We start from the raw sequence: 25,062 nt of genomic DNA, 5'->3' as shown, positions 1-25,062 counted from the left end.
CCGTATCCTAAAACAATTTCACGAACTGCCGGTATATGCGTGCTGACTCCCCGGATTAGAAGAGAATAGCCTCTAAATTCGCAGTACTTAGCGCATAATAAAGATCCAGAACACAGCTGCAAGCACAAAACGGTAGTATGCAAAATGTCTAAGTTTGATTTTTTGAAGCAGTTTGAGGAAAGCCACTACGACGACATAGGCCACAACGAAAGATACGATGAATCCAAGAACGAAATACCCAAGAGTGCTTCCCGTAATATATTTGTAGGAATCCAGCAGTTCATAACCGGAAGCCGCACACATCATTGGAATTGCGATAAGGAATGAGAAGTCTGCAGCAGCTCTGTAGCTGGCTCCACTCAGCATCCCCCCGGCAATCGTCGAACCGGAGCGGGAGAATCCAGGCCACAAAATCGAGATGCACTGGTAGACTCCAATCAGAAGCGCCTGCCCGTAAGAAAGATCATCCAATTCTTTGGCTGAGACACGGGCCTTGTTGTTCCCGAACCATTCCGCAAAGATCATAAAGATACCGCCCGCCACCAGTGCCCACAGTACAGTGCTGGTGCTGAACAAATCCTTAATTTGATGACGGAATAAGAATCCTACCGCAAGGCCTGGCAGACAGCCGAGAATTACATGAACCAGGTTCAGTCTCCGGGCCGGAATCTGCGAGCTGAATATCAGCTTTTCTTTCTTCAACCCGAACAGCCTCAAGATACGCTCACGATATACAATCGCAATAGCTAGAATTGCGCCGAGCTGGATAATAATTTCGAACGTCTTCATTTCCGGAGACTGATCGTTGTAACCCATCAGCTTGGACGTAAGGATCATATGGCCTGTTGAGGAGACCGGAATGAATTCGGTAAGCCCCTCGACGATACCCAAAATAATTGCCACGATTAAACTCATACATTCCTCCTAGATTATATCGGGTGATGTGAGGTATTTTTTTACTTTCCACCCTAGATTGTTAACCATCTTGCCAAAAAGCTGCTCTCTACGGCCCCCGGCTCCTGGAGCTCCATCCGCAGCAGATCACGGATAAACTCGGGCAGCATGTACACCTTGTCCGTCCCCTGCATCAGCCGCTGATATCCGATGCCAAACGTGAACATATCAAGTGTGCCTACCGAGTATATCTGGTCGGGCTCAAGCGGAACGCCTGCGAGATTAACCTGGACGATTCTATGATAAGGCTTAGCTAGCGGATTATACAACACCTCGAGCCCGTCTACACACAGATTTCCAAGAACTTTCCCTCTGAAACCGTAACCATAAATAACTTTCTCCGTCATTTCCGGCAGAAGAGACTGCTCCAGACTGTACAGAATATGTTCCCCTCTCAGGCGGATCCGGCAGGGGTTAATCGGTGAGGGGCAGCGGGCATGGAGCATGCCGGCGCTGATCTCGCCCTCAGGCAGCCCATCCAGGAGCTGGCCGGAGTTGACAATCGACAACTCGGCACCCGTAAAACGTCTTACCGCTTGGGCAAGCAGATTGCCAAAAGGGGATTCTTGATTATAATCCACCTTTAGTTCATTTGCCGTAATAGCCACAGTCTGTTTTAGACGATCCTGAGCATGCCTGCGGTGGATGGTTATGGCCTCTCCCACCTCAGCATTCTCCGGGCCGTTCTCAACCGGGAGACACCGCCCGCTCTCCACAGATACCCTGCCGTTCACCGGATCCCTGACGAGCTGGACAAGCCCCAGATAATGGCCAAATTTCTCTGCGGCCGACAGATAAGCATCGCCAATCCGCAGCGGTTCTTCTAATAAATGATGGGTATGACCTCCGAGGATGAGGCCGATTCCTTCCGTGGTCTGGGCTATTTCTTTATCGGTATGAATCCCCAAATGTGATAACAGCACAATAAAATCTGTCTTGTCCTTTAACAGATTAACCTGGTCGGCTATTTCCGGGGCCGCATCCAGGACATCCCAGCCCAGCAGTCCATAAAATTCGGTGTAAGGGGCAGTGGCTCCAATCACACCGATCCGGAAGTTCCCTTTATGTAGGATTAGATGCTTCTTCATCCATACTGGTGCTTCCCCGGAGCTCCGTTCGCGGACATTGCAGCATACAACCGGGCACAGCAGCCCCGAATAGGCCTCTTCAAGCAAATCAGGGGTAAAAGTAAGGCCTTCATTGTTCCCGATGGTTACGGCATCATAGCCCGTCAAATTAAGCACATCCACATTAGCTTGTCCCATGGACCCTTCCGTTTCCACAGCCATCCGGTCCATATGATCCCCGATATCAAACAACAGAAACTCGCCTTCCCGTGTGCGCTCCTCTTCTATCATGGAGGAAATCCGGGCCATAACGCCAAAATGGCTGTGCAAATCGTTCGTATGAAGTATAGTAAGCCTGTTCTGATCCAATTCCGGCGGCATGAACACTCCTCCTTAATCGTTTGGATATTTCCCCAGATACCTTAGTGCTCCCTACCTATGATATATTAAAAGAGTCCAGAAAGCATACTGAGGTGAGAAATTATGCAGTTAACGATAAAATTATTCGCGGGGCTTGCCGACCGTATGGGCTCATCCATAATTCAGGTTGAGCTTCCCGGTGACTCCGTGACCGCGGGGGAGCTGAAGCAGCAGCTGTCTGAAGCTTATCCCGCAGCCGATTCCTTGATTGCTGTATCTTTTGTAGCGGTAAATCAAGAATATGCAGGCTTAGACCATTCCATTACAGCATCGGATGAAGTCGCCTTGATACCTCCCGTCTCCGGCGGTGAATCCGTTACGGGTACGGATCATGAAGTCCGCCAATCTGAGGACGGTTTGTATGTTATAAGTTCACTTCCCCTCTCCGTGGAAGAGGTAACCGCCAAGGTCATTCATGCCAATCACGGAGCCACGCTGTCTTTTGTGGGAACCACACGGGAAATGACTGGAGAACAGCGTACCGTTCACCTTGAATATGAAGCCTACGTGCCCATGGCCTTATCCGGTCTTCAGAATATAGGCCGGGAAATTCAGCTCAAATGGCCCGGCACCCTTACTGCCATCAGCCATCGGATCGGACGGGTGGACATAACCGAGACCAGTGTTATTATTGCGGTCTCCTCCCCACACCGGGATGCCTGTTACGAAGCCAGCCGATACGCGATCGAAAGGCTGAAGCAGATCGTCCCGATTTGGAAGAAGGAAATATGGGAAGATGGGTCTGAATGGAAAGGTCATCAACAAGGACCTTGGAATCCCAGAGCCCCTCTGTAGACCCTGAAACAGCGTGTCTTTCAGCCTATCAAAATCATTGTCAGTCCAAATATTTCCTGATATATTAATAGCAAACAGGGTCGAATGAGGGGGAAATTTATGAGACGACACGTGATGGAGCTGGCTCCAGGTGATCGGATAGAAAATGATATCTTTAATAGTAATGGGGTTTTTGTTCTAAAGAAAGGGACTATGCTCACCAATGAATCCATCGTGAAACTTGTTCAGCACAGTATCGATTACGTAGATGTCGATTTGAGCTCCGAAACAGAAGCTTCCCCTGTAGCCTCGATTCAAAAGATGGAGCTTCAATTCAATGATGCCATCGATGCTTTCGAAAGCATCTTTCTTGAATCTCTGGCTACCGGCAAATTCGACCAGAATGACGTCGACGACTTACTCATGCCTCTGATGGAGCAGCTCACATCACAAAAGGATGTTGTATCCCTCCTCCTTCTGCTGGACAACAAGGATAACTATACTTACAACCACTCCATGCAGGTAGGCATGCTGTCATATTATATCGCCCTGTGGATGGGATATCCTCATGATGAGGCATACAAAGCTGGCAAAGCAGGCTTTCTGCATGACATCGGCAAAAGTATGGTTCCTCCCGAAATTCTTAATAAACCAGGCAAGCTGACAGAAGAAGAGTTCGAGGAAATCAAGCGCCATACCACTTATGGTTATGAAATTATTCGTAATTCCACAACGGATGAGATCTCCGCTCTGGTTGCCCTCCAGCATCATGAACGCGAAGATGGAAGCGGTTATCCGCAGGGCCTAACCAGCTCAGAGATTCATCCGTTTGCCAAGATTACCGCCATTGCGGATGTATACAGCGCCATGACCTCTAACCGGGTCTATCAGAACAAGCAGGAGCTTATAACCGTTCTCCACGAACTGTATAGACTCAGCTTCGGCAAGTTCAGCCCCGAACCAACTCAAGCCTTCATCCGCCACATGCTGCCGAACTTTATCGGCAAGCGCGTACGTCTGACGTCCGGGGAGCTGGGCTCTATCGTTATGACCAATCCATCCGATTTCTTCCGTCCACTTGTGAAAACGGATACCCGCTTCGCGGACCTGTCCCGGGAACCGAACATCGACATCCAGGAAGTGTTTGTGGAGTAGGGAGGAAAATCAAAACGGACAAATTATAGAACGACAGGACAGATTAATAGAAAAAACAAAAAGCCTAAGAGCATCATTGCTTTTAGGCTTCTTTCTCATGTTCTGGTTGTAGCGGAATCTAATTAGGCCAAAGACCAGGACAAAACCAGCCGCCTGTCCACTAGTCTTAAACGGAGCAGGACGGAACCTACTTGCTTATGCGGGGTTGGTCGATGGATATCCGCTACAAGTTTGAAAAAAATAATCCTACACAAAACAATTAATTACATGAATAAAACAATTAATTACATGATTAGTCAATTTTGTTTAGACTTGTAACCAACGGAGGAGTAATATTCATTTGTTATTATTTAAAAGAAAAGGGGAAATTTAATTTGAAGAAGTTTATTTCGTTCCTAGTATTATCACTCTTTGTTTTATGCCTACCAATTTCTAATGCATCTGCAGCACAAACTGACCTTTTACGTGGATTGCAACCGGAGGTAGTCCATTGGACACTATTCATTACTCCAAAAAGTAATGCAACAGATGGTGATGACAGTACATATACTGAGACAAAACCCTATAAGGAAGATGTAAGTTTTGCATATAAATATATTCTTGCTGCTCCAACTACTCTTAACAAAATTAGAATTAAAGTGGATAGTTTAGGCGGCCTAGGGTCCAAAATTAGTTTGTTAGATTCTAATTCTAATCTAATATCAAATATTCCTCTTACCTCAACAGAGCAAGTTGTCATCTTTGATCCCGTTGATAACGTAAAATATATACAAATAAATGGAGTAAACAACACAAATTTAAAACTATATACATTAGAAGCTTATTCCAAAGAAGCTCAACCACCAGCAAAACCTAGCACGCTAACAACTAGCGGTGGTGACGGAAAAGTTAATCTAACATGGGATTCTGTGCCTAATTCCACTGGTTACAATGTTAAAAGATCAACCACGGCTGGCGGTCCCTATGTTACAGTTTCCAACAATGTCCCTGATACTAAATATGTTGATACTACTGCAGTTAACGGCACTCAATATTACTATGTTGTAACAGCTTTAAATGCTGACGGCGAAAGTGCGAATTCAAATGAAGCTTATGCAACACCTTTGGCGTCACAACCAAACCCTAATCCACAACCAACTGGTGACCGTGCTATCCTTACGATAACTATGACAAACGGTTTAGAGAAGGAATACGATCTCTCAAATAATGAAATAACTAGCTTTATGAGCTGGTACGATGCTAAGGACGCTGGAAGAGGTCCTTCCTTCTTTGCAATAAATAAAGGAACTAATAATAAAGGGCCATTTAGCGCGCGCAAAGACTATGTGATCTTCGATAAAATTCTTACGTTTGAAGTCAGCGAATACAATTTGAGCAAATAGTAAAAACAGAAAGAGCCCCTAACGGCTCTTTTTTAAATTTAGGCTTTAGCCAGTTGAGTGCGTGAAACACGCGAAACAAAAAACCACCCGCTATGCGGGTGGAGGGAACGAGGGTTTGACCAACAAGACCATCCCGAATTGAGATGTTCAGGCTCAAAGAAAGGATGGTCTTAGATGGCAAACAAGAGCTATAGTTTAGCTCACACAAAGTGGATGTGCAAATACCACATTGTATTTACTCCGAAGTATAGACGGAAAGAATTTATAATCAAGTGAGGAAAGATTTAATTGAAATATTCAAACGTTTATGTAAGTACAAAGGAATAGAGATTATAGAAGTTCACATGATGCCAGACCACGTTCACATGCTAGTAGCGATACCCCAAAAATTTCAGTATCATCCTTCATGGGATATCTGAAGGGGAAAAGTTTGCTCATGATCTTTGAGAAGCATGCGCAGCTAGAGTATAAATATGGGAATCGGAAATTTTGGGCAGAAGGATATGATGTCAGTACAGTGGGCTTAAATGAAGCAACTGTAGCCAAGTACATTCGTGAACAGGAAGCACATGACCAAGCCATAGATAAACTGAGTGTAAAAGAGTATAAAGACCCGTTTAGCAGTAACAGGAGCAAAAAGAAATAAACCAGTTTAACTGGTAAGTGAAAGTGACAAATTACACTGAGCCTGAACAGATTTGTGGTCACGCTAGCGTCTTTAGGCGCAGTTTGGCAACAGGGGTTATACCCCAAGAGCAAACCACCCGTTGGACGGGTGGTTATGATTTTGCCTCTGTTATTTAGCGGTTAACAGCACGACAGCTCGTGGGACCGCAAATAAAAAGAATCCGCAGAAAAGATCTACGGATTCAATAACAGTATATTCGTATCCGGCAAAGGTGTTGATAACTACCTCGTAAAAGAATGCGTCACGATGATATCAAGCAAACTACCGACACGTACGCCCACCTTTATACAGAGAGAAAGAAATAATGAGCATATTCGATTGAACGGTATCATATCGGTATGTCACTAACACTATTTCTTTGTAAACCTCCCGCCCTGCTTAATTCCTTCTTAACCAATACTGCCTTCCATCTCAAACTTGATAAGACGGTTCATCTCTACCGCATATTCCATCGGAAGCTCCTTCGTAAACGGCTCGATGAAGCCCATAACGATCATCTGTGTAGCTTCAGCTTCGCTTAAGCCGCGGCTCATCAGATAGAACAGCTGCTCTTCAGAGACCTTGGAGACGGTCGCCTCATGCTCAAGCACAATGTTGTCGTTCATAATCTCGTTGTATGGAATAGTATCTGAAGTGGATTCGTTATCCAGAATCAGCGTATCACATTTCACGTTCGCTTTGGCACCTTCAGCTTGGCGTCCGAAGGATGCAAGGCCACGGTAAGTTACTTTACCGCCGTGCTTACTGATCGACTTGGATACGATCGTTGAAGTCGTATCTGGTGCCAGGTGAATCATTTTCGCTCCGGCATCCTGATGCTGGCCTTTACCTGCAACCGCGATGGAGAGCACGCTGCCTTTAGCTCCACGGCCCTTCAACACCACCGCAGGGTATTTCATAGTCAGCTTGGAACCGATGTTACCATCTACCCATTCCATCGTTGCATTCTCTTCAGCCACGGCACGTTTGGTTACCAGGTTGTAGATGTTCGGTGCCCAGTTCTGGATCGTAGTGTAACGAACGCGGGCGTTCTTCTTACAGATGATCTCAACTACAGCACTATGCAGCGAGTTTGTGCTGTAAATTGGAGCTGTACAGCCTTCAACATAGTGGACGAAGCTGTCTTCATCCGCAATGATCAGCGTACGCTCGAACTGACCCATGTTCTCCGAGTTGATACGGAAGTAAGCCTGCAGAGGCACTTCACATTTCACACCTTTAGGAACATAGATGAAGCTTCCCCCGGACCATACCGCACTGTTCAGTGCCGCAAATTTGTTGTCCGCAGGAGGAATCACAGTACCGAAGTACTCCCGGAAAATTTCCGGATGCTCACGCAAAGCTGTATCAGTATCTGTGAAAATAACCCCTTGATCCTCAAGGTTCTTCTGCATGCTGTGGTAAACAACCTCAGACTCATACTGGGCGGATACCCCGGCAAGGAACTTTTGCTCCGCTTCCGGAATTCCGAGCTTGTCGAAGGTCTCTTTAATTTCGGAAGGAACTTCTTCCCAAGTCTTCCCCTGCTTCTCCGAAGGACGAACATAGTACTGGATATCGTTGAAATCCAGATCGTCCAATTCCCCGCCCCAACGCGGCAAAGGCATTTTCTCGAATTGGGCAAGTGATTTCAGACGGAAATCAAGCATCCACTCCGGCTCATTCTTAATACGGGAAATTTCAGTGACGATCTCACGGGTCAGTCCTTTACCAGACTGGAAAACCGCTTTGTGCTCATCACGGAAGCCATATTTATACTCTTCCAAATCTGGCGCTTTTTTAGCCATAGTTAATACCTCCTAAGTTCTCTAGTACTGCTGGGTGAAGCCGTTGTACCTATCTATATGTCGTAATCAGTCATCATGGTCAATGCCCTTGCGCAGCGCATTCCATGCCAACGTTGCACACTTGATGCGGGCAGGGAATTTGCTCACGCCGGACAAAGCTTCCAAATCCTCATAGTCGTCAAAAGTCACGTCTTCCCCCTTCATAAGGGAAGAGAAGCGGTCGGCAAAATCCAAGGCTTCTTCAAGCTTTCTGCCCTTTACGGCTTCCGTCATCATGGATGCGGAGGACATGCTGATAGAGCAGCCTTCTCCAGTAAACCGGGCATCCTGGACAACTCCATCTTCCAGCTTGAGCTGAAGCGAAATCCGGTCACCACAGGTCGGATTGTTCAAATCCACCACTACCGTATCCTCTTCAAACTTGCCACGGTTACGCGGGTTTTTATAGTGATCCATAATTACACGCCGGTAAAGATCGTCCAGTTGTGTCATGCGAAGTACTCCTTTGCTTGAACTAAAGCATCGGCCAAGCGGTCAATATCCTGTTCGGTATTGTACAAGTACAAGCTCGCTCTAGCGGTAGAGCTCACCTGCAGCCAGCGCATGAGAGGCTGGCAGCAGTGGTGTCCTGCACGGATAGCCACACCGTAAGAATCAAGCACAGTTGCCACATCATGAGGATGCACATCACCAAGGTTGAAGGTAACCAGGCCAACCTGCCGTTTGGCTGGACCGTAGATACTTACTCCGTCAATCTGGGACAAGCGGTCCATGGCATATCCGGCAAGCTCTTTCTCATGGCGTTCAATTTGCTCCATACCAACCTCGGTAAGGAAATCGATGGCTGCCCCAAGGCCAACAGCGCCGGCAATGATCGGAGTGCCGCCCTCAAATCTCATCGGTGCGTCTTTCCAGGTCGACTCGTACAGCCCGACATCATCAATCATCTCACCGCCGAACTCAATCGGCGGCATCGCGCTCAGCAGAGCCTTCTTACCATATAATACCCCAATGCCCGTTGGACCGCACATTTTATGGCCTGAAATGGTGTAGAAGTCGCAATCCAGATCCTGTACATTCACTTTCAAATGAGGCGTGCTCTGTGCCCCGTCTACAACCATAACCGCACCGTTACGGTGAGCCACTTCAGCAATTTGCTTAACCGGGTTGATAACCCCCATAACATTCGACACATAAGCCATCGCTACGATCTTGGTCTTAGGAGTAATCGTCTTCTCAGCAGCTTCAATCGTTACTGTACCGTCCTGTTCGAGTGGAATAAACTTCAGCGTAGCGCCTGTTCTCAAGGCAAGCTGCTGCCAAGGGATAAAGTTGCTGTGATGCTCCATTTGGGTGATCACAATTTCGTCCCCTTCGTTTATAACAGTAGGTCCATAAGATGAAGCTACCAAATTAAGCGCGGTTGTCGTTCCCCGGGTAAAAACGATCTCTTCGGACCGCTTCGCCCCAATGAACTTGGCGACCTTCTCCCGGGCGCCCTCATAGGCGTCGGTCGCCCGGCTTCCCAAGGTATGCACGCCGCGGTGAACATTTGCATTATCCCATTCATAATAATGCTTGATTGCTTCAATAACAGCACGCGGCTTCTGGGAAGACGCCGCACTGTCCAAATATACAAGTGGATGGCCATTGACCTCTTGGTTCAGTATGGGGAACTGTTCCTTGATCCACTGGCTGTTCATTGTCCCAGCTTCCTTTCGACCAGGCTTTGAAGCTGAGTCTGAAGCTGTTCAAGTGGAATCTCGGACACAACAGGTGCAAGGAAGCCATAAATAATCAGACGCTCCGCCTGCTCCCGGGAAATTCCACGAGACATAAGATAATAAATCTGCTCCTGATTGACTTGGCCGACAGAGGCAGCATGGCCAGCTGTAACATCGTCCTCATCAATCAGCAGGATTGGATTGGCGTCCCCACGGGCTTTCGGGCTAAGCATAAGCACTTTCTCTGTCTGCTCGCCGTTAGCCTTGGTTGCGCCTTTCTCGATCTTGGTAATCCCGTTGATAATAGCGGTTGCTTGCTCACGCATCACGGCACGGGTGATCATTTGGCTGTCCGAGCTCTTCCCGAAGTGAACCGCTTTAGTGGTATAGTTCAGCTTCTGGTCACCTGATCCAACCGCAATAACCTTCGCATCAGAAGTGGAGCCATTTCCTTTAAGGATACTGAGGGTTTCACTCATGGCATCTCCACTGTTCATTTCACCAATGATCCATTCAATACTGCCATCGTTCTCAACAACCGCACGGCGGTAAGTCAGGTCCGTAATTTGTCCGGCAAGGTGATGGACGGAAGCAAACTGCACTTTAGCGCCAGCCTTAACAAATACCTCAGCCGCACCGTTATGAACGAGTTCGCCGCTTAGGTCACCGGAAATGTAGTTATCCACGTAAGTCACCCGGCTGTTGCTGTCCGCAACAATCAGCACGTGTGGAGTGAAGCCTTCAGCCGCGTCATCGATCAAAAATACAGCCTGAAGCGGAATTTCAACTTCCACATTTTTGGGCACATACAGGAACACGCCGCCGTTCCACATTGCCGCATGAAGAGCTGTCAGCTGGTTCTCTTCCGCAGGCACCGCAGTGAACAAATGCTTCTGCACCAGATCAGCATGCTCGCGCACAGCAGTTTCCAGGTCGGTAAAAATCACACCTTGTGCAGCCAATTCCTGCGACAATTGAGTGAATACCACTCCTGAATTGCGTTGAACAATCAGATTGCTGTGTTCATTAATTTCCACCAGGCTGGACAAGCTTTCAGGAAGTTCCTGTGAAGCTTGCGCGCCTTGACGAAGCTTTCCGTAATTGGACAGCGTCCAGCGGTCCAGTCTTGTCTTTTCCAGTTTTGGCAGTTCAAGTCCGGCTGCAAGCTCAAGTGCTTTGGCGCGGCTCTCGGTTACCCAAGATGGCTCGCCGTTTGACTTGGAGAATGCCTCCAGGGCTTCGCGGTCAACCGGAAGAATGGTTTGTGTAGTCATGTATTCTCCTCCTTCCGCTTACGCCTCTTGACCTACAGTCTCGTCAACAATTCCAAGCTCTTCTTTAACCCAGTCATATCCGTCCTTCTCCAGACGCTCAGCCAGCTCAGGTCCACCGGACTTAACGATACGGCCCTGCATCATCACGTGTACAAAGTCAGGCGTAATGTAGTTAAGCAGGCGTTGGTAGTGAGTAATAATCAAGAAACCACGCTCTTCACTACGCATGGTGTTTACCCCGTTAGCCACAATGCGGAGTGCGTCGATATCAAGACCGGAGTCAATTTCATCAAGCACAACAATTTTCGGATCAAGCAGCATCATTTGAAGAATTTCATTCCGCTTCTTCTCACCGCCGGAGAAGCCTTCATTCAAATAACGGTGTGCAAATTCAGGGTTCATTTCAAGCTCTTTCATCTTACCTTCCATTTGGCGGATGAACTTGATCAGGGATACTTCGTTACCTTCCCCGCGGCGTGCGTTGATAGCACTGCGAAGAAAGTCGGAATTCGTCACCCCTGCGATTTCACTAGGGTACTGCATAGCCAGGAACAAGCCGGCACGGGCGCGCTCGTCAACTTCCATCTCGAGCACATCTTCTCCGTCCAAAGTGACTTTACCATCCGTTACTTCATATTTAGGATGCCCCATTAAAGCCGAAGCCAGAGTACTCTTACCTGTCCCGTTCGGTCCCATAATGGCGTGGATTTCGCCGCCCTTGATCTCCAGGTTGATTCCCTTCAAGATTTCCTTGCCTTCAATCGTAGCTTTCAAACCTTCAATCGTAAAATGTGTAGCCATGATTTACTGCTCCCTCCGTCAATGTAAGTGTCATTAGATTCCACGTATATTTGAAACGGGACGTCTCCCATACTGCCTGCAATTGTACCATAATGAGTATCAAATTAGAATTATTCTAAGTGATTCTCAATGATTCTCATTTCATTCTACCCTACTTCCTAACGTTTATCAATCTGTCCCATACGCCTTGGACCTCGTCTATTCAGCTTATTTGTCCTTAAATATCCAGCCTTTCGGCAGCTATCCCAAAATAGATCAGGCCTGGCTAAAATTCAGCCAAGCCTGAGAGCTTATTTAGACCTGCAGTATCCGCTTGATAGCCGCTGCCTTATCCCCAAACTCCTTGGTTCCCAGCACAGGAGTCATGGGCCCGGCTTCAAACTCAGCTGGCAGCTCAATCCAAGATTTGCATCCAATATAAGCCGGGAGAACAGGAAGCGTAACGGGCTTATCCAATACATATATTCTCAAAAGCAGCACATGAAGAGGATCACGGGGCTTCCATCTCAAACGCTCCTCGGCGAAGGTGGGCATCCACATGTGAAAATCCTGCAGCCGCCTGATCTTTTCTTCGCTGCTTAGTTCGATATCCTCGGCAACTTCTGCGAAGAGCTTGATTGTGACCATCTGGTCTTCCTGGTTCCTGTCCGCAATAGACTCATCAACCAACTTTCTAAACTCCGGTTTGACAAGCTCGCGGCGCTGATGCTCATAGGACGGGTATAAATAAAAGGAGGGACTTTTCACCTCAAAGTGTCTGGTCTCCTCCTTGATTCCACCCTTACGCATCAAAAGGATCTGCTGACCGCTCTCCAATACGGAGAGGGCCGAAGCCCATTCCTTCAATGCCAGAACTTTATGATTCATGGTTATCCCAAATAAGAGCGCAGCATCCACATATGTTTTTCAAACTCTCCCTTGAATCCAGTCAGCAGGTCGCTCGTTGCTTCATCTTCAGCCTGGTCCGCCAGCTCAATCCCTTCAGAGAAGGATTCGGACAGGGTGGCGAAATCCTCGATCAGGTTCTGCACCATGGTATTAGGATCTTCCTTACCTGTTGCTTCCTGAATCGTTGCGAGGTCAAGATATTCCTTAAGCGTTGCAGCCGGGCTTCCCTTGATAGCGAGAAGTCGTTCGGCAATCTCATCCATTTTCAAAGCCACTTCGTTATAAAGCTCCTCAAATTTCACATGCAGCGTAAAGAAGTTGTTTCCTTTAACATACCAATGGTAATTATGGATCTTTACATACAATACATTGAGATTAGCGATCTGTTGGTTAAGCACCTGTTCCAATCCAGATGTGTTCGTTTTGCTGTTTGATTTAGAATCTGTTTTAGCCATGTTAAATTCCCTCACTTTTCATTGGAAATTGAATTTATGATCATTCCACCGGGTTACCCCGTGAATGATAGGTCATGTTGTCTGGAACAGTATCGTCCCATGACTACTTTTACCCTGCCCAGTTCTGGACGAAACAATCTCTATTCCATTAAAAAAAGATACAAAAAGGGTTACTTTTCCGATATACTAACTTCAAGTTATTTTTACCCATAAAATATTAAGACCTATAAGTGTCCCCGGAGGTGTTCTGTATGTCCCAATATCATCCTCTGTCTTTAGATGAGGCAGTTGCTTTAGCACAATCGATCCCTGGCCATTTCCGTGAGGATGCGGAATTGTCGGTCCGGGAGATCGGAGACGGCAATTTAAATCTCGTGTTTCATGTTACGGATGAAGCAGGCGGTAAAGGGCTCATTATTAAGCAGGCGCTGCCTTATGCCAAGGTTGTCGGAGAGTCCTGGCCGCTTAGCCTGGACCGTGCAAGGATTGAACGGGAGGCGCTTCAAATTCAGCATGCTTACGCCCCCGACTTGGTGCCGGCCGTTTACTCCTACGATGATGAACTGGCCATCACGGTGATGGAGGATCTCAGCGACCATACGATTATGCGCAAAGGCTTGATCGAGGGACAGGAATATCCTCTGTTCGCCAAGCATATCGGAAGATTTATGGCCTCCACCCTCTTCTATACATCGGATCTTGGGATGAATCAGCAGGAGAAGAAGCTGCGGGTTGCCCAGTTTATTAATCCGGATCTGTGCAAAATCACGGAGGATCTGATCTTCGAAGATCCTTACCGGGATTCACCTAACAACAATTTCAGCGAAGACATCCGGCAGGATGCCGAAGCTCTGTGGCATGATGATGAACTCCGTCTTGAAATCGCCCTTCTGCGCGAGAAGTTCCTGACTCATGCCGAGGCCCTGCTTCACGGGGATCTCCACACAGGAAGCATTTTTGCAACTCCCGACTCCACCAAGGTGATTGATCCGGAATTCGCCTACTATGGCCCAATGGGCTTTGATATCGGGGCGGTAATTGCCAACCTCCTGCTTAACTATGCAGCACAACCAGGCTGGAGTCCTTCCTTGGAGGAACTGCAGGCCCGCCGTGGGCGGCTGCTTCAGATGGTGGAGAGCGTATGGCGCCATTTTGAATCAAACTTCCGGGAGCTGTGGAACCGTGACGTGGTGGATTTCACCGCCCGGACCGCCGGATACCAGGATATGTACGTACAGAAGATTCTTCGCGATACCATCGGCTTTGCTGGCGCCAAAATGATCCGGCGTATTGTTGGTTTATCCCATGTGGCGGACATCGATACGATTGAGGATGCCGCACTGCAGCGGCAGGCTAAGCAGGCTGCTCTTCAGATTGGCACAGCACTTGTGCGGCGCGGACGCTTTGCAAGCTCTATTGAAGAGATCGCCGCAATTGCCAAACAGGCAGCAAAGGAGGAACAAGTGACCCTATGAGCATACATCCAGATTTAAACCAATCGCCGAATCCAGAAGGCCAAGGTCCTTTATTAAGTCTTCGCTGGGAGGAGAACCGGCTGTTTCTTCTGGATCAGCGCCTGCTTCCAGAACAGATTGTGTTTCATGAACTGACTTCACCTGAGGAAGTGTGGGAAGCCATTGCTTCCATGAAAGTAAGGGGTGCTCCAGCCATCGGAATCTCCGCCGCTTACGGCGTAGCGCTGGCTGCTCAAAGTTACAAGGGTGACGCATCCGGCTGGCTTGAGCATATTACGAAAGCGGCTGATTATTTGGCCACGTCACGTCCAACCGCAGTTAATCTGTTCTGGGCGCTCGACCGGATGAAGAACCGGGCAGCCCTTCTTGCTGAAGAGCAGCCTGAGCTTGAGAACCGTTATTTGGGGCTGCTGGCGGAAGCGATTTTGATTCACCAGGAAGATGAAGAAGTGTGCCGCTTGATCGGGGAGAACGCCCTGCCTCTGTTCGAGAGCGGCATGGGCGTGCTGACCCACTGCAATGCAGGAGGACTTGCAACAGCCAAATACGGTACCGCTCTGGCCCCATTTTACCTTGCCAAGGAGCGCGGAATCCCGCTTAAGGTGTTCGCGGACGAGACCCGCCCTGTCCTGCAAGGAGCGAGGTTGACTGCTTTTGAACTCCAGCAGGCCGGAATTGACGTCACCCTTCTGACGGACAACATGGCTGCTGTGGTTATGACCAAAGGCTGGGTTCAAGCCGTAATCGTCGGAACCGACCGGGTCGCGGCCAATGGCGATGTCGCCAACAAGATCGGTACCTATGGGGTTGCCGTCCTGGCAAAATCTCATGGAATCCCTTTTTACGTAGCATCGCCCCTCTCCACCATTGATCTGAATACACCTACCGGCCAGGATATTCCGATTGAAGAACGCCCGGAGAGCGAAGTGACCGAAGGCTTTGGTAAACGTACAGCCCCGGCAGGCGTAAAAGTATTCAATCCCGCTTTTGATGTGACACCGAATGAGTATGTAACCGCCATCATCACCGAGAAGGGGATTGTGAGACCACCTTATCATAAGAACTTGGCAGCGCTTTTTTCATAAGAATTCAGATGTATGAAATTGGCACTAATCAGGGTTTTCTAAGGCTTTGCTCCTCCATAAAATAATGGTATGATTTATAGAAAAACCAGGATATGAAGGGGCCTATGACTAACAAGAATAATAACGATGAACTTGCCTACTTGTTTAATGTCGATATTTTAATTAAAAGTAAATCCAATGCTCTCGCCCTCCAATCTTTGATTGAGCTGCTTAATCAAGGAAAACTGGTAGATTACCGGATCAAGTCCGGTGTGGAGCTTGGCGAAATTATTGAAGCTACATTATCGGCAAAGAGACAAGCCATGATATCCAAAGCATCTAAGAATCCAGGCGAAGATCTCACATCCAAAGAACCAGTTAGGGAAGAGGTTAAGAAACCAGCACCGAAACCATCTTTGGAAGTGGCTGACAAGCTCAGTTCTATGGTCAACATGAACGAGGCCGCCATCCAGTCTTGGATCCAGAACTATGTAGCCAATAATAAGCTCGTGCGCTTGTCCATTGAACGCAACCGGGAGAGAGTTACGCTGCCCTGCCGTATTTTGAACTATGCGCCGGATACCCGGACGATAAATGTGTACCATGTTGATGAGAAGCAGGTTTATACCTTTAGGCTCAGTGAAATTATTGATTTTGTGGATGCATAAGTGCAAAATCAATAACAAAGGGCGTTCTTCAGTTGAATCCGAAGAACGCCCTTTCCCTTTTACTTTTACTTTTTAAATGCCGCCATTGCAAACAGCAGCCAGCCTATAATAAAGGCCACTCCACCAAGCGGAGTAATCGCCCCGAGTACTTTGATACCGGTAATGCTCAGCACATACAAGCTGCCTGAGAACAGAATAATACCGGCTACCATCAGCCTGGCCGCCCAGAGCAGCTTGCGTGATTCTCCCCACTGTCCAGCGGCGAGGGCGATCAATATAATACCAACCGCATGAATCATATGGTAATGAACACCCGTTTCATAGGTAGCTTTATAATCCCCTAGAATTTTCTCTAGGGCATGGGCACCAAATGCCCCGATCGCCACACTTAGCAGGAGCAGGAGCGCTCCTATGCCAACATACTTCCGGTTCATGCTAATTTTCATCTCCTCTATCCCAATATTCCTGTCTTACCTGCTATCTTATCGTATTATCAGCCTTCTCTGCCACACAACCCTTTTGTATAGAAGAATTAATAAGCATATAATTACAAAGATTCCTTGATTTTTTTTGGAATTTATGAAAAATTAAAACGAGGTTAAGAAGTGTGAGAATTGTAAAGGAGATCATTAAATGGATAATCACAACATCTCAGGACCAGGCCTGCCTGAAGGGAAGCTGAAACACTCGGGACCTGGGATTGCCTCTTTCATTGTAAGTATCGTTGCCCTGTTTGCTTACGTCGCCGCAATCTCTATTATAGTTGTAACGGCTCATGATTTGCTTAACGCTGCAAAATCCGTTCCCACAGAAACTATCGTAAATCATCCCGGTGTTGTACAGGCTGGTGTGACTATATTGGCAGCTATGGCCCTCACCCTGGTATCTGTTATACTCGGTATTATTGGCCTGACCTTAGCCAACCGGAAGAGGCTGTTTGCCATTCTGGGCGTCTGTATTGGGGCATTGCCTCCAGCTCTTATGCTTGTACTCTTCCTCATTCGTGCCAGCTAAACTTTAATACGGTTCAAAAGATTGCATCAAACGCGGAAAGGTGAATCGCAATGGGAAATATAAAAATTTTTGCGGACAGTACTTCAGATCTTCCTCCAAATCTAATTAGCGAATATAACATAGGCATCATCCCCCTGTATGTCGTTTTTAATGACCAAACGTTTCGGGATGGCGTTGATCTGACTCCTCCACAGTTATACGAAAAGGTCAGTGAGACAGGGAAACTCCCGAAGACTGCTGCCCCCTCTCCAGCTGACTTTATTTCGGCCTTTACCCCATCGATAGAAGCCGGGGACCAAATTATATACATCAGTCTGTCTTCTGAGCTCTCTTCTACATACCAGAACGCGGTTATAGCTTCTAGCGAATTTCCGGACGGGCAGGTTACCGTGGTGGATTCTTTAAACTTGTCCACCGGCATTGGAATTCAGGTGCTTCGGGCAGCTAAGGCTGCGCAAGCCGGTCAAACCGTTAGCGAAATCGTCGCCCTCCTGGAGCGTATCCGCCCGAAAGTTGATACCGAATTCGTTATTGACTCTTTGGACTACTTATACAAAGGGGGAAGATGCTCCGGCATGCAGAACCTTGTGGGCAGCCTGCTTAAGATCCGTCCGGTCATTAAGGTTCAGCAAGGGAAGATGACACCTGCTTACAAGGTGCGCGGCAGTCGTGAGAAAGCTTTAGACCAGATGGTCAGCAACGCCCTTTCCAGAGCCGGGCAGATGGATAAAGAAACCATCTTTGTGGTTCATACTATGGCTGAACAGGACGCCATCGACATGGCCGAGCTTATACGTGAGAAGACCGGTGCCCGTGAGGTTCTCTTAAGCGATGCCGGCTGTGTCATCTGCAGCCACTGCGGGCCAAAGACAATCGGAATTATCTATCTGGCTGAATAGTCTTAAATCAAGAAGAAGCCCTCCCGGCTTAATCCGGCGAGGGCTTCTTCTTGGTCTAATAGTTATGGTTAAGGCATAATTATGGGTACCTTAGCTCCAGAACACTTTTCCATTCCTGCAATTTGCGCTGGATCTTCTCGGGAGTTAAGGGCTTCTTCATGAAATCCTCCATCCCGCTTTCCAGACAAAGCTTCCTGTCCTCACTGTAATCATAAGCGCTGACGGCTATAATTACCGGCTTCTCCCCTTCAGGTACCAGCTGTCTAATAATCCTTGCTGCTTTAATCCCATCCATCACAGACATGTTGATGTCCATAAAAATAAGGTCATAGCGCTGCCTTGAGACCGCCTCCACAGCTTCCACCCCATTGCGGGCAATATCAGGGGCAATCCCAAGCTTACGAAGCATCTGAACAAACACCTGACGGTTCACCGGGTGATCTTCCGCAATCAGCACCTTAAGATGGCGCTCAGTCTGTAAAGGCTGAATACTTAAGGGCTCACTTCCCTCTTCCCCCTGATCCCCGCGAATAAGGGTACCCGAGAAGTCTGAGTCTTCTTGAATCAGATTCGCATCAAAGCTGATCACCGTAAAACGAAAGGTCGACCCATGTCCTTCCGTGCTCTCCACAGAAATGGACCCGCCCATGAGCTCAACGATTTTTTTGCAGATGGCTAGTCCTAACCCAGTTCCTCCATACTTGCGATTAATACCTGGATGCAGCTGGGAGAAAGACTGAAACAGCCGATTAAGCTTATCCCTAGGTATACCTATCCCTGTATCTGAAATGCTAAATTCCAGCAGCAAGCCCGTAAATTCTGAAGCAGGGATGCGGGACACATGGATCGTAATTTTCCCCGATTCCGTAAATTTAAGGGCGTTGCCAACCAGATTAATTAAGACCTGCCTTACCCGGGAAGGATCACTGATGATCATTTCAGGAATGGATGGGTCAATGCTGTAGGTAAGAGCCAGTCCTTTCTCCGCAGCGCCAGGAGCAAAGAGATCCACCACACTTGCCACGGAAGCCCTCAAGTTGAACGAGTCGTATTCCAAGGCCATTTTCCCTGCCTCAACTTTGCTGAAATCAAGCACGTCATTAAGAATCCGGAGCAGTGCCCGTCCGCTATCCGAGATAATGTGGGCATATTCCTTCTGTTCCCCTTCAAGCTCCGTTTCCAACAGAAGATCACTCATCCCGATAATGCCATTCAACGGGGTACGAATCTCATGACTCATCATCGCCAGAAACTCTGATTTAGCCTTGGTCGCACGCTCCGCCGATTCCTTGGCCTTAATAATTTCGCGCTCGTTAGTAATGTCATTAAACACAACGACCGTACCAACAATTTGCTCACGGTCGTACAGGGGGGTTACCCGGTAAGTCACCAGGAAGCTTGAGCCGTCTTTTCTCCAGAACACCTCTTCGTTCACATACCGGGGCGTGCCATCCCTAAGCGTCTGATGGATAGGGCATTCTTCAATTGGATAGGAGATTCCATCACTTCGGGTATGATGGATAAGTTCATGGTTGATCGTGCCAATGACCTCTTTTACCGTGTATCCCAGCATTTTGGAGGCAGCCGGATTCATAAAGATAGTCCTTCCCTCCTCATCCAGGCCATAGATCCCTTCAGATACAGAATTAAGGATTAAAGCGTGCTGATAACTCAACTGTTCAATTTGCTCAATGTACCGTTTGCGTTCGGTGATATCGCTAGCAATTCCATATACACCAACCACCTGATCATCTACGATGATCGGCACATTGGTAACACTGAGTTCCACTGGTGTTCCATTCTTGTGAATAAGAGTGGTCTCGTAGGTCTGAGGCTGCCCTTTCATAGACAAGCCAAAATGGTACAAGGTTTTGTTTAATTCCGGCCCGTGAATCAGTTTTTTGAAGCTCTTTCCCACAAGCTCATCCTTGCTGTAGCCGGACAACGCCTCAAGATTAGCGTTAACGGTCTTGTATCTCCCGGCCAGATCAAAAGAATACACCGCCGACGGGCTATGCTCAAACAACGATTTATAGCGCTGTTGGCTCTCCTGCAGCCTGCGCTCACTATTCTTGCGTTCTGTCACATCGCGGGACACAGCTATGACGTCAAGACGTTCCCCAGTCTGCTCATCGTAGGTATACTTGCCAGTACTCTCAAACCAGATGTATACCCCATCTTTCCGGCGGATGCGATAGGTCACCGTATACTTATCACGAGCTGAAAGCTGTTCAGATAAGTATTCTTTGACCAGTTTATAATCATTTGGATGGAAATAATCAAACGCACTGGTGCCTACTAGCTCTTCGGGAGTATAGCCGAGCAGAGTGATACAAGCTGGAGATGCGTAAGAATACGTATTTCCTTCGTCCGATTTATGTCTTGAAATGAAATCAAGGGAATTCTCAGAGATTAACCGGTACTGCTTCTCACTGTCGCGGAGCCTCCGCTCCATCTGATACCGCTCCGTGATATCCTGTACAATACCGAACAAGCGGGTAACTTTCCCGGACGCATCCAACTCAATATCGGTTTGACTGAACAGAACTTTCTCCTTATAATCAGCGCCTGTAATTCTAAATTCCAATTCAAATGATCTTCTGCCCAATAAATTTGCACTTTGGATAAAATTCCTTATCCTCACGCTGTCTTCCGGATGAACTGCCTTAAGCCACTCTTCCATCGGGTTTTCGGCCTTGCTAAAATCCACTCCATATATGCTTACGAATTCTTGGGAGCAGATCAGCTCATCCTGTGCGGCTTCCCACTGCCAGGAACCGATATGGGCTATCCTCTGAGCCCGGGCGAGACTCTGCTCGCTGATGCGCAGTTGCTCTTCCGCTATCATTCTGGCTGTAATGTCACGGGCAATGATAAGCAGCTTATCTGTGCTGTCCCCTGTATTCCGGACCTTCTGGATACTAGCCTCCACCCATATCTCATGACCTTTTGCATGTTTGAGCCTTCCGGTAACAATTCCGCTCGTTTTATTCAGCTCATATTTATAACGTGAATTCTGGTCTGCAAACAGCTCCTTAAGGGAGGTGCCCACCAATTGCTCAGGAGTATAACCCACCAGCTCTTGAATAGCAGGAGAGATGGATATACAGATACCTTCCTCAGAGGTGAAGGCAATAACATCCTTTGCGTCATTCGTAATAACTTGGTATAACTTCTCAGATTCCAGTAAGCGCTGCTCTATTTCCTTTGTAGCTGTAATATCTTTAAATACAGAATAAACGCCAACAATTTCATGACTTAATTGGATCGGAACATAGGTTACATACAGGTCAAGCAGCCTGCCATCACCACATTTAAACTTGATTTCGAAACTGTTAGACTCACCTGATAATGCCCGCTTAAAATAATACTGTCTAAGCCGCTCACCTTCCGCCGTGAATAAATGGTCTGACGGGATACGGACAAACTGTTCCAGCTCATAGCCGGTAACTCTCTCGGCTGCCGAATTTGCTTGAATGTACTTACCGGTGGTATCCATTACAGAGATGGCATCAGGATGGTTCTCATAGAGGGATCTATAAGCGCCCCCTTCTGAAATCAGCCGATGTAACAGCTCGCTCTTCGAATTCGTCAAGGCCGATTTTCCTTTCTATGCATTATAAAAGAGAGCTTTAGTACAGATTATAATAATTCTAACCGTTTGTCTCAACAATCAACCAGGTTGCCAGTCATGAGATTTCAAGAAATTATATGGAAATATGAAAAAAGAACGTTACGATATAAATCATCATAACGTTCTTTCCTGAACATTAAAAGCGGGTGATGGGAATCGAACCCACGCTATTAGCTTGGAAGGCTAAAGTTCTACCATTGAACTACACCCGCAAAATTAGTGGTCGGGACGACACGATTTGAACATGCGACCCCCTGGTCCCAAACCAGGTGCTCTACCAAGCTGAGCTACGTCCCGTTACTTGAATGACTACACTTGCAAAATCACAATCGGGACGACACGATTTGAACATGCGACCCCCTGGTCCCAAACCAGGTGCTCTACCAAGCTGAGCTACGTCCCGATATAATGGAGCGGACGACGGGAATCGAACCCGCGACCCTCGCCTTGGCAAGGCGATGCTCTACCGCTGAGCCACGTCCGCATATCTGGTGCGCGTGGAGGGACTTGAACCCCCACGTCAAAGACGCTAGATCCTAAGTCTAGTGCGTCTGCCAATTCCGCCACACGCGCACATGTCTTGCATACCTACCCTTTAATACAAGGTAAATGGTGAGCCATGAAGGACTCGAACCTTCGACACCCTGATTAAAAGTCAGGTGCTCTACCAACTGAGCTAATGGCTCAAATGTTACCGGCCCCCGAAAAGTATTCGGAATCTGCATCAAAGCATACGCTTCACTTTTTGGGGTGATAATGGCTGGGGATATAGGATTCGAACCTATGCGTGACGGAGTCAAAGTCCGTTGCCTTACCGCTTGGCTAATCCCCAATAAAAGGGCGATCGATGGGACTTGAACCCACGAGTGCCGGAGCCACAATCCGGTGCGTTAACCCCTTCGCCACGACCGCCATAAATCACAAACTATAAAATTAAAAAACTGGTGGAGGCTGATGGATTCGAACCACCGAACTCGTAGAGAGCAGATTTACAGTCTGCCGTGTTTAGCCACTTCACTAAGCCTCCATGAAATGGTGCCGGCGAGAGGACTTGAACCCCCAACCTACTGATTACAAGTCAGTTGCTCTACCAGTTGAGCTACACCGGCACGGTGTTGAAAATTAATTCAATTCATCCCGATACAAAAGGATGTTAATGGCGGAGCCGACGGGATACTCTTCACTTCGTTACGAGACTGCGATGTATTCCTAACGAAGTCAATGCTCCGACGAACCCTTATGGGTTCAAATCCCGATACAAAAGGATGTTAATGGCGGAGCCGACGGGATACTCTTCACTTCGTTACGAGACTGCGATGTATTCCTAACGAAGTCAATGCTCCGACGAACCCTTATGGGTTCAAATCCCGATACAAAAGGATGTTAATGGCGGAGCCGACGGGATTCGAACCCGCGGTCTCCTGCGTGACAGGCAGGCATGTTAGGCCTCTACACCACGGCTCCACACTTTTCAGTAATCCCGTATTCTTAAGAGCAGGATTAAATTGCGGGGGCAGGATTTGAACCTGCGGCCTTCGGGTTATGAGCCCGACGAGCTACCGGGCTGCTCCACCCCGCGTCAGTAAAAATATATTATGGTGGAGGCTGAGGGGATCGAACCCCCGACCCTCTGCTTGTAAGGCAGATGCTCTCCCAGCTGAGCTAAGCCTCCATAAATATCAATGAAAGTGGTGACCCGTAGGGGATACTCGTTTTTCAAACGAGACTGCGATGTACTCCTACCGAAGCAGATGCTCCGACGAACCCTTATGGATTCTCATCCCCACTTGAAGCTGTTTAATGAAAGTGGTGACCCGTAGGGGATTCGAACCCCTGTTACCTCCGTGAAAGGGAGGTGTCTTAACCCCTTGACCAACGGGCCATACTAAAATAGTTGAAAACACATGGCGGAGAAAGAGGGATTCGAACCCTCGAGACGCTTGTGACGCCTACACGATTTCCAATCGTGCTCCTTCGGCCAGCTCGGACACTTCTCCATGTTAGAGGTTGTTGTTCCGGGAAATATTATATTCCCCGGAACGGTACTCCCCGAACAGGACTCGAACCTGTGACAACTCGATTAACAGTCGAGTGCTCTACCAACTGAGCTATCAGGGAATATGGTGGAGCCAAGCGGGATCGAACCGCTGACCTCCTGCTTGCAAGGCAGGCGCTCTCCCAGCTGAGCTATGGCCCCTTATTCACGTCAAAAAGTAATGTGTGGCTTCAAAGTCTATCCCAGTTACTTTCAGGAATCCCAGAAGTACACAAATTATGGTGGGCCTTAGTGGACTCGAACCACCGACCTCACCCTTATCAGGGGTGCGCTCTAACCAGCTGAGCTAAAGGCCCTCATTATGTAAACCATTTTTTAAGGCTACTTTTTCCTGTAAAAGGAATTTTGCTTGGCGGCGTCCTACTCTCCCAGGACCCTGCGGTCCAAGTACCATCGGCGCTAGAGGGCTTAACGGTCGTGTTCGGGATGGGTACGCGTGGAACCCCTCCGCCATCGCCACCAAACGGGATTTTTCCGGGTCAATACTCCCTGAATCACTCCAGGAAAATATCCAACCTTAGAAAACTCATCGCTGCGAGAAAATATCAGTCCTTGATAAAGGCCCCACATCTTCTCCTCAGGCTTGATCACCTGAAAACTAGATACGAAACGAACTTGCGCACCCTTCTAGGAACTGCGTCCTTCGGGTATTTGTTTGGATAAGCCCTCGACCGATTAGTACTGGTCAGCTCCATGCATTGCTGCACTTCCACCCCCAGCCTATCTACCTCGTCGTCTTCAAGGGGTCTTACCTATTGGGAAATCTCATCTTGAGGGGGGCTTCACGCTTAGATGCTTTCAGCGCTTATCCCTTCCGCACTTAGCTACCCAGCTGTGCTCCTGGCGGAACAACTGGTGCACCAGCGGTGCGTCCATCCCGGTC

Annotated in this window: 19 protein-coding genes, 18 tRNA genes, 2 rRNA genes and 1 pseudogene; 9 read left to right on the top strand and 31 right to left on the bottom strand. The window is 48.0% G+C overall.

Annotated features, from left to right (window positions below):
* Positions 1-87: 87 nt before the first annotated feature.
* Both KJS63_RS06025 and KJS63_RS06020 read right to left on the bottom strand, forming a co-directional pair.
* Positions 88-915, bottom strand: a complete 828-nt coding sequence (locus tag KJS63_RS06025; RefSeq protein ID WP_213618359.1) for an undecaprenyl-diphosphate phosphatase — start codon at positions 913-915, stop codon at positions 88-90.
* Positions 916-968: 53 nt separating this feature from the next.
* Entirely contained in the window at positions 969-2,402 is a 1,434-nt protein-coding gene (locus tag KJS63_RS06020; protein ID WP_213618358.1) for a bifunctional metallophosphatase/5'-nucleotidase, read from the bottom strand.
* A 102-nt stretch (positions 2,403-2,504) separates the two neighbouring features.
* Here KJS63_RS06020 and moaD point away from each other — a divergent pair, with 102 nt between their 5' ends.
* The 4 genes and pseudogenes from moaD (at position 2,505) to tnpA (ending at position 6,398) form a co-directional block, all read left to right on the top strand.
* A complete protein-coding gene (gene moaD / locus KJS63_RS06015) occupies positions 2,505-3,236 on the top strand; it encodes a molybdopterin converting factor subunit 1 (protein ID WP_213618357.1) in 732 nt (243 codons plus the stop codon).
* A 99-nt stretch (positions 3,237-3,335) separates the two neighbouring features.
* The gene (locus KJS63_RS06010; protein ID WP_213618356.1) at positions 3,336-4,370 is read left to right on the top strand and encodes an HD-GYP domain-containing protein; all 1,035 of its coding nucleotides are present in this window, start codon (positions 3,336-3,338) and stop codon (positions 4,368-4,370) included.
* Positions 4,371-4,744: 374 nt separating this feature from the next.
* Positions 4,745-5,752, top strand: coding sequence for a fibronectin type III domain-containing protein (locus tag KJS63_RS06005; RefSeq protein WP_213618355.1), 1,008 nt, complete (start codon positions 4,745-4,747; stop codon positions 5,750-5,752).
* A gap of 174 nt (positions 5,753-5,926) precedes the next feature.
* Positions 5,927-6,398 (top strand): annotated as a pseudogene (gene tnpA, locus KJS63_RS06000) (IS200/IS605 family transposase).
* 431 nt (positions 6,399-6,829) lie between these two features.
* Here tnpA and sufB read toward each other — a convergent pair.
* The 7 genes from sufB to KJS63_RS05965 form a co-directional block, all read right to left on the bottom strand.
* Positions 6,830-8,227, bottom strand: coding sequence for a Fe-S cluster assembly protein SufB (gene sufB / locus KJS63_RS05995; RefSeq protein ID WP_068619944.1), 1,398 nt, complete (start codon positions 8,225-8,227; stop codon positions 6,830-6,832).
* Positions 8,228-8,293: 66 nt separating this feature from the next.
* Positions 8,294-8,719 carry a Fe-S cluster assembly sulfur transfer protein SufU gene (sufU, locus tag KJS63_RS05990; protein WP_213618354.1) on the bottom strand — a complete coding sequence of 142 codons (426 nt, stop codon included), beginning with the start codon at positions 8,717-8,719 and terminating at the stop codon, positions 8,294-8,296.
* A complete protein-coding gene (locus tag KJS63_RS05985) occupies positions 8,716-9,930 on the bottom strand; it encodes a cysteine desulfurase (protein ID WP_213618353.1) in 1,215 nt (404 codons plus the stop codon). The genes sufU and KJS63_RS05985 overlap by 4 nt, the downstream gene beginning before the upstream one ends.
* Complete coding sequence (gene sufD, locus KJS63_RS05980) at positions 9,927-11,225, bottom strand: Fe-S cluster assembly protein SufD (RefSeq protein WP_068619947.1); 1,299 nt, start codon at positions 11,223-11,225, stop codon at positions 9,927-9,929. The genes KJS63_RS05985 and sufD overlap by 4 nt, the downstream gene beginning before the upstream one ends.
* 18 nt (positions 11,226-11,243) lie before the next feature.
* Complete coding sequence (gene sufC, locus KJS63_RS05975) at positions 11,244-12,026, bottom strand: Fe-S cluster assembly ATPase SufC (protein WP_068619948.1); 783 nt, start codon at positions 12,024-12,026, stop codon at positions 11,244-11,246.
* Between the two features lie 294 nt (positions 12,027-12,320).
* The gene (locus KJS63_RS05970) at positions 12,321-12,893 is read right to left on the bottom strand and encodes a DUF1802 family protein (protein ID WP_213618352.1); all 573 of its coding nucleotides are present in this window, start codon (positions 12,891-12,893) and stop codon (positions 12,321-12,323) included.
* 2 nt (positions 12,894-12,895) lie between these two features.
* Positions 12,896-13,369 carry a Dps family protein gene (locus tag KJS63_RS05965; protein WP_213618351.1) on the bottom strand — a complete coding sequence of 158 codons (474 nt, stop codon included), beginning with the start codon at positions 13,367-13,369 and terminating at the stop codon, positions 12,896-12,898.
* A gap of 251 nt (positions 13,370-13,620) precedes the next feature.
* On the opposite strand from KJS63_RS05965, the gene mtnK reads away from it, so the two are divergent.
* From mtnK to KJS63_RS05950, 3 genes are all read left to right on the top strand, one after another.
* Complete coding sequence (mtnK, locus tag KJS63_RS05960) at positions 13,621-14,844, top strand: S-methyl-5-thioribose kinase (RefSeq protein WP_213618350.1); 1,224 nt, start codon at positions 13,621-13,623, stop codon at positions 14,842-14,844.
* On the top strand, positions 14,841-15,929 hold the full coding sequence (gene mtnA / locus KJS63_RS05955) for an S-methyl-5-thioribose-1-phosphate isomerase (protein ID WP_213618349.1): 1,089 nt from the start codon (positions 14,841-14,843) through the stop codon (positions 15,927-15,929). The genes mtnK and mtnA overlap by 4 nt, the downstream gene beginning before the upstream one ends.
* A gap of 104 nt (positions 15,930-16,033) precedes the next feature.
* Positions 16,034-16,576, top strand: coding sequence for a hypothetical protein (locus KJS63_RS05950; protein ID WP_213618348.1), 543 nt, complete (start codon positions 16,034-16,036; stop codon positions 16,574-16,576).
* Between the two features lie 65 nt (positions 16,577-16,641).
* On the opposite strand, the gene KJS63_RS05945 is transcribed toward KJS63_RS05950, so the two are convergent.
* Positions 16,642-17,010, bottom strand: coding sequence for a DUF423 domain-containing protein (locus KJS63_RS05945; protein WP_068619954.1), 369 nt, complete (start codon positions 17,008-17,010; stop codon positions 16,642-16,644).
* A 199-nt stretch (positions 17,011-17,209) separates the two neighbouring features.
* Between KJS63_RS05945 and KJS63_RS05940 the strand changes: the two genes are divergently transcribed.
* Positions 17,210-17,590, top strand: a complete 381-nt coding sequence (locus tag KJS63_RS05940; RefSeq protein ID WP_213618347.1) for a hypothetical protein — start codon at positions 17,210-17,212, stop codon at positions 17,588-17,590.
* A gap of 50 nt (positions 17,591-17,640) precedes the next feature.
* Positions 17,641-18,489 carry a DegV family protein gene (locus KJS63_RS05935; protein WP_213618346.1) on the top strand — a complete coding sequence of 283 codons (849 nt, stop codon included), beginning with the start codon at positions 17,641-17,643 and terminating at the stop codon, positions 18,487-18,489.
* Between the two features lie 79 nt (positions 18,490-18,568).
* On the opposite strand, the gene KJS63_RS05930 is transcribed toward KJS63_RS05935, so the two are convergent.
* The 21 genes from KJS63_RS05930 to KJS63_RS05830 form a co-directional block, all read right to left on the bottom strand.
* Positions 18,569-22,084: a PAS domain S-box protein gene (locus KJS63_RS05930; RefSeq protein ID WP_213618345.1), complete on the bottom strand. Its 3,516-nt coding sequence runs from the start codon at positions 22,082-22,084 to the stop codon at positions 18,569-18,571.
* 180 nt (positions 22,085-22,264) lie between these two features.
* Positions 22,265-22,335 (bottom strand) — tRNA-Gly (locus KJS63_RS05925).
* A gap of 8 nt (positions 22,336-22,343) precedes the next feature.
* A tRNA-Pro gene (locus KJS63_RS05920) sits at positions 22,344-22,420 on the bottom strand.
* 32 nt (positions 22,421-22,452) lie between these two features.
* Positions 22,453-22,526, bottom strand: a tRNA-Pro gene (locus tag KJS63_RS05915).
* A gap of 6 nt (positions 22,527-22,532) precedes the next feature.
* Positions 22,533-22,607, bottom strand: a tRNA-Gly gene (locus KJS63_RS05910).
* Positions 22,608-22,612: 5 nt separating this feature from the next.
* A tRNA-Leu gene (locus KJS63_RS05905) sits at positions 22,613-22,696 on the bottom strand.
* Between the two features lie 37 nt (positions 22,697-22,733).
* Positions 22,734-22,809, bottom strand: a tRNA-Lys gene (locus tag KJS63_RS05900).
* A 71-nt stretch (positions 22,810-22,880) separates the two neighbouring features.
* Positions 22,881-22,955, bottom strand: a tRNA-Gln gene (locus KJS63_RS05895).
* 7 nt (positions 22,956-22,962) lie between these two features.
* A tRNA-His gene (locus KJS63_RS05890) sits at positions 22,963-23,035 on the bottom strand.
* Positions 23,036-23,065: 30 nt separating this feature from the next.
* Positions 23,066-23,150: transfer RNA gene (locus KJS63_RS05885), tRNA-Tyr, on the bottom strand.
* Between the two features lie 6 nt (positions 23,151-23,156).
* A tRNA-Thr gene (locus KJS63_RS05880) sits at positions 23,157-23,232 on the bottom strand.
* 278 nt (positions 23,233-23,510) lie between these two features.
* A tRNA-Asp gene (locus KJS63_RS05875) sits at positions 23,511-23,587 on the bottom strand.
* A gap of 41 nt (positions 23,588-23,628) precedes the next feature.
* A tRNA-Met gene (locus KJS63_RS05870) sits at positions 23,629-23,702 on the bottom strand.
* 17 nt (positions 23,703-23,719) lie between these two features.
* A tRNA-Val gene (locus KJS63_RS05865) sits at positions 23,720-23,795 on the bottom strand.
* A gap of 135 nt (positions 23,796-23,930) precedes the next feature.
* A tRNA-Glu gene (locus KJS63_RS05860) sits at positions 23,931-24,005 on the bottom strand.
* A 23-nt stretch (positions 24,006-24,028) separates the two neighbouring features.
* Positions 24,029-24,120: transfer RNA gene (locus tag KJS63_RS05855), tRNA-Ser, on the bottom strand.
* 48 nt (positions 24,121-24,168) lie between these two features.
* Positions 24,169-24,241: transfer RNA gene (locus KJS63_RS05850), tRNA-Asn, on the bottom strand.
* A 3-nt stretch (positions 24,242-24,244) separates the two neighbouring features.
* Positions 24,245-24,320 (bottom strand) — tRNA-Ala (locus KJS63_RS05845).
* 78 nt (positions 24,321-24,398) lie between these two features.
* Positions 24,399-24,475: transfer RNA gene (locus KJS63_RS05840), tRNA-Ile, on the bottom strand.
* 51 nt (positions 24,476-24,526) lie between these two features.
* A 5S ribosomal RNA gene (rrf, locus tag KJS63_RS05835) occupies positions 24,527-24,643 on the bottom strand.
* Between the two features lie 191 nt (positions 24,644-24,834).
* Positions 24,835-25,062 (bottom strand): 23S ribosomal RNA (locus KJS63_RS05830); the annotation flags it as partial.

The organism is Paenibacillus sp. J22TS3, assembly GCF_018403205.1.
GTDB lineage: Bacteria > Bacillota > Bacilli > Paenibacillales > Paenibacillaceae > Fontibacillus > Fontibacillus tuaregi.
The sequence above is the reverse complement of the archived record's forward strand: the minus strand, read 5'-3'. Positions and strand labels throughout refer to the sequence as shown.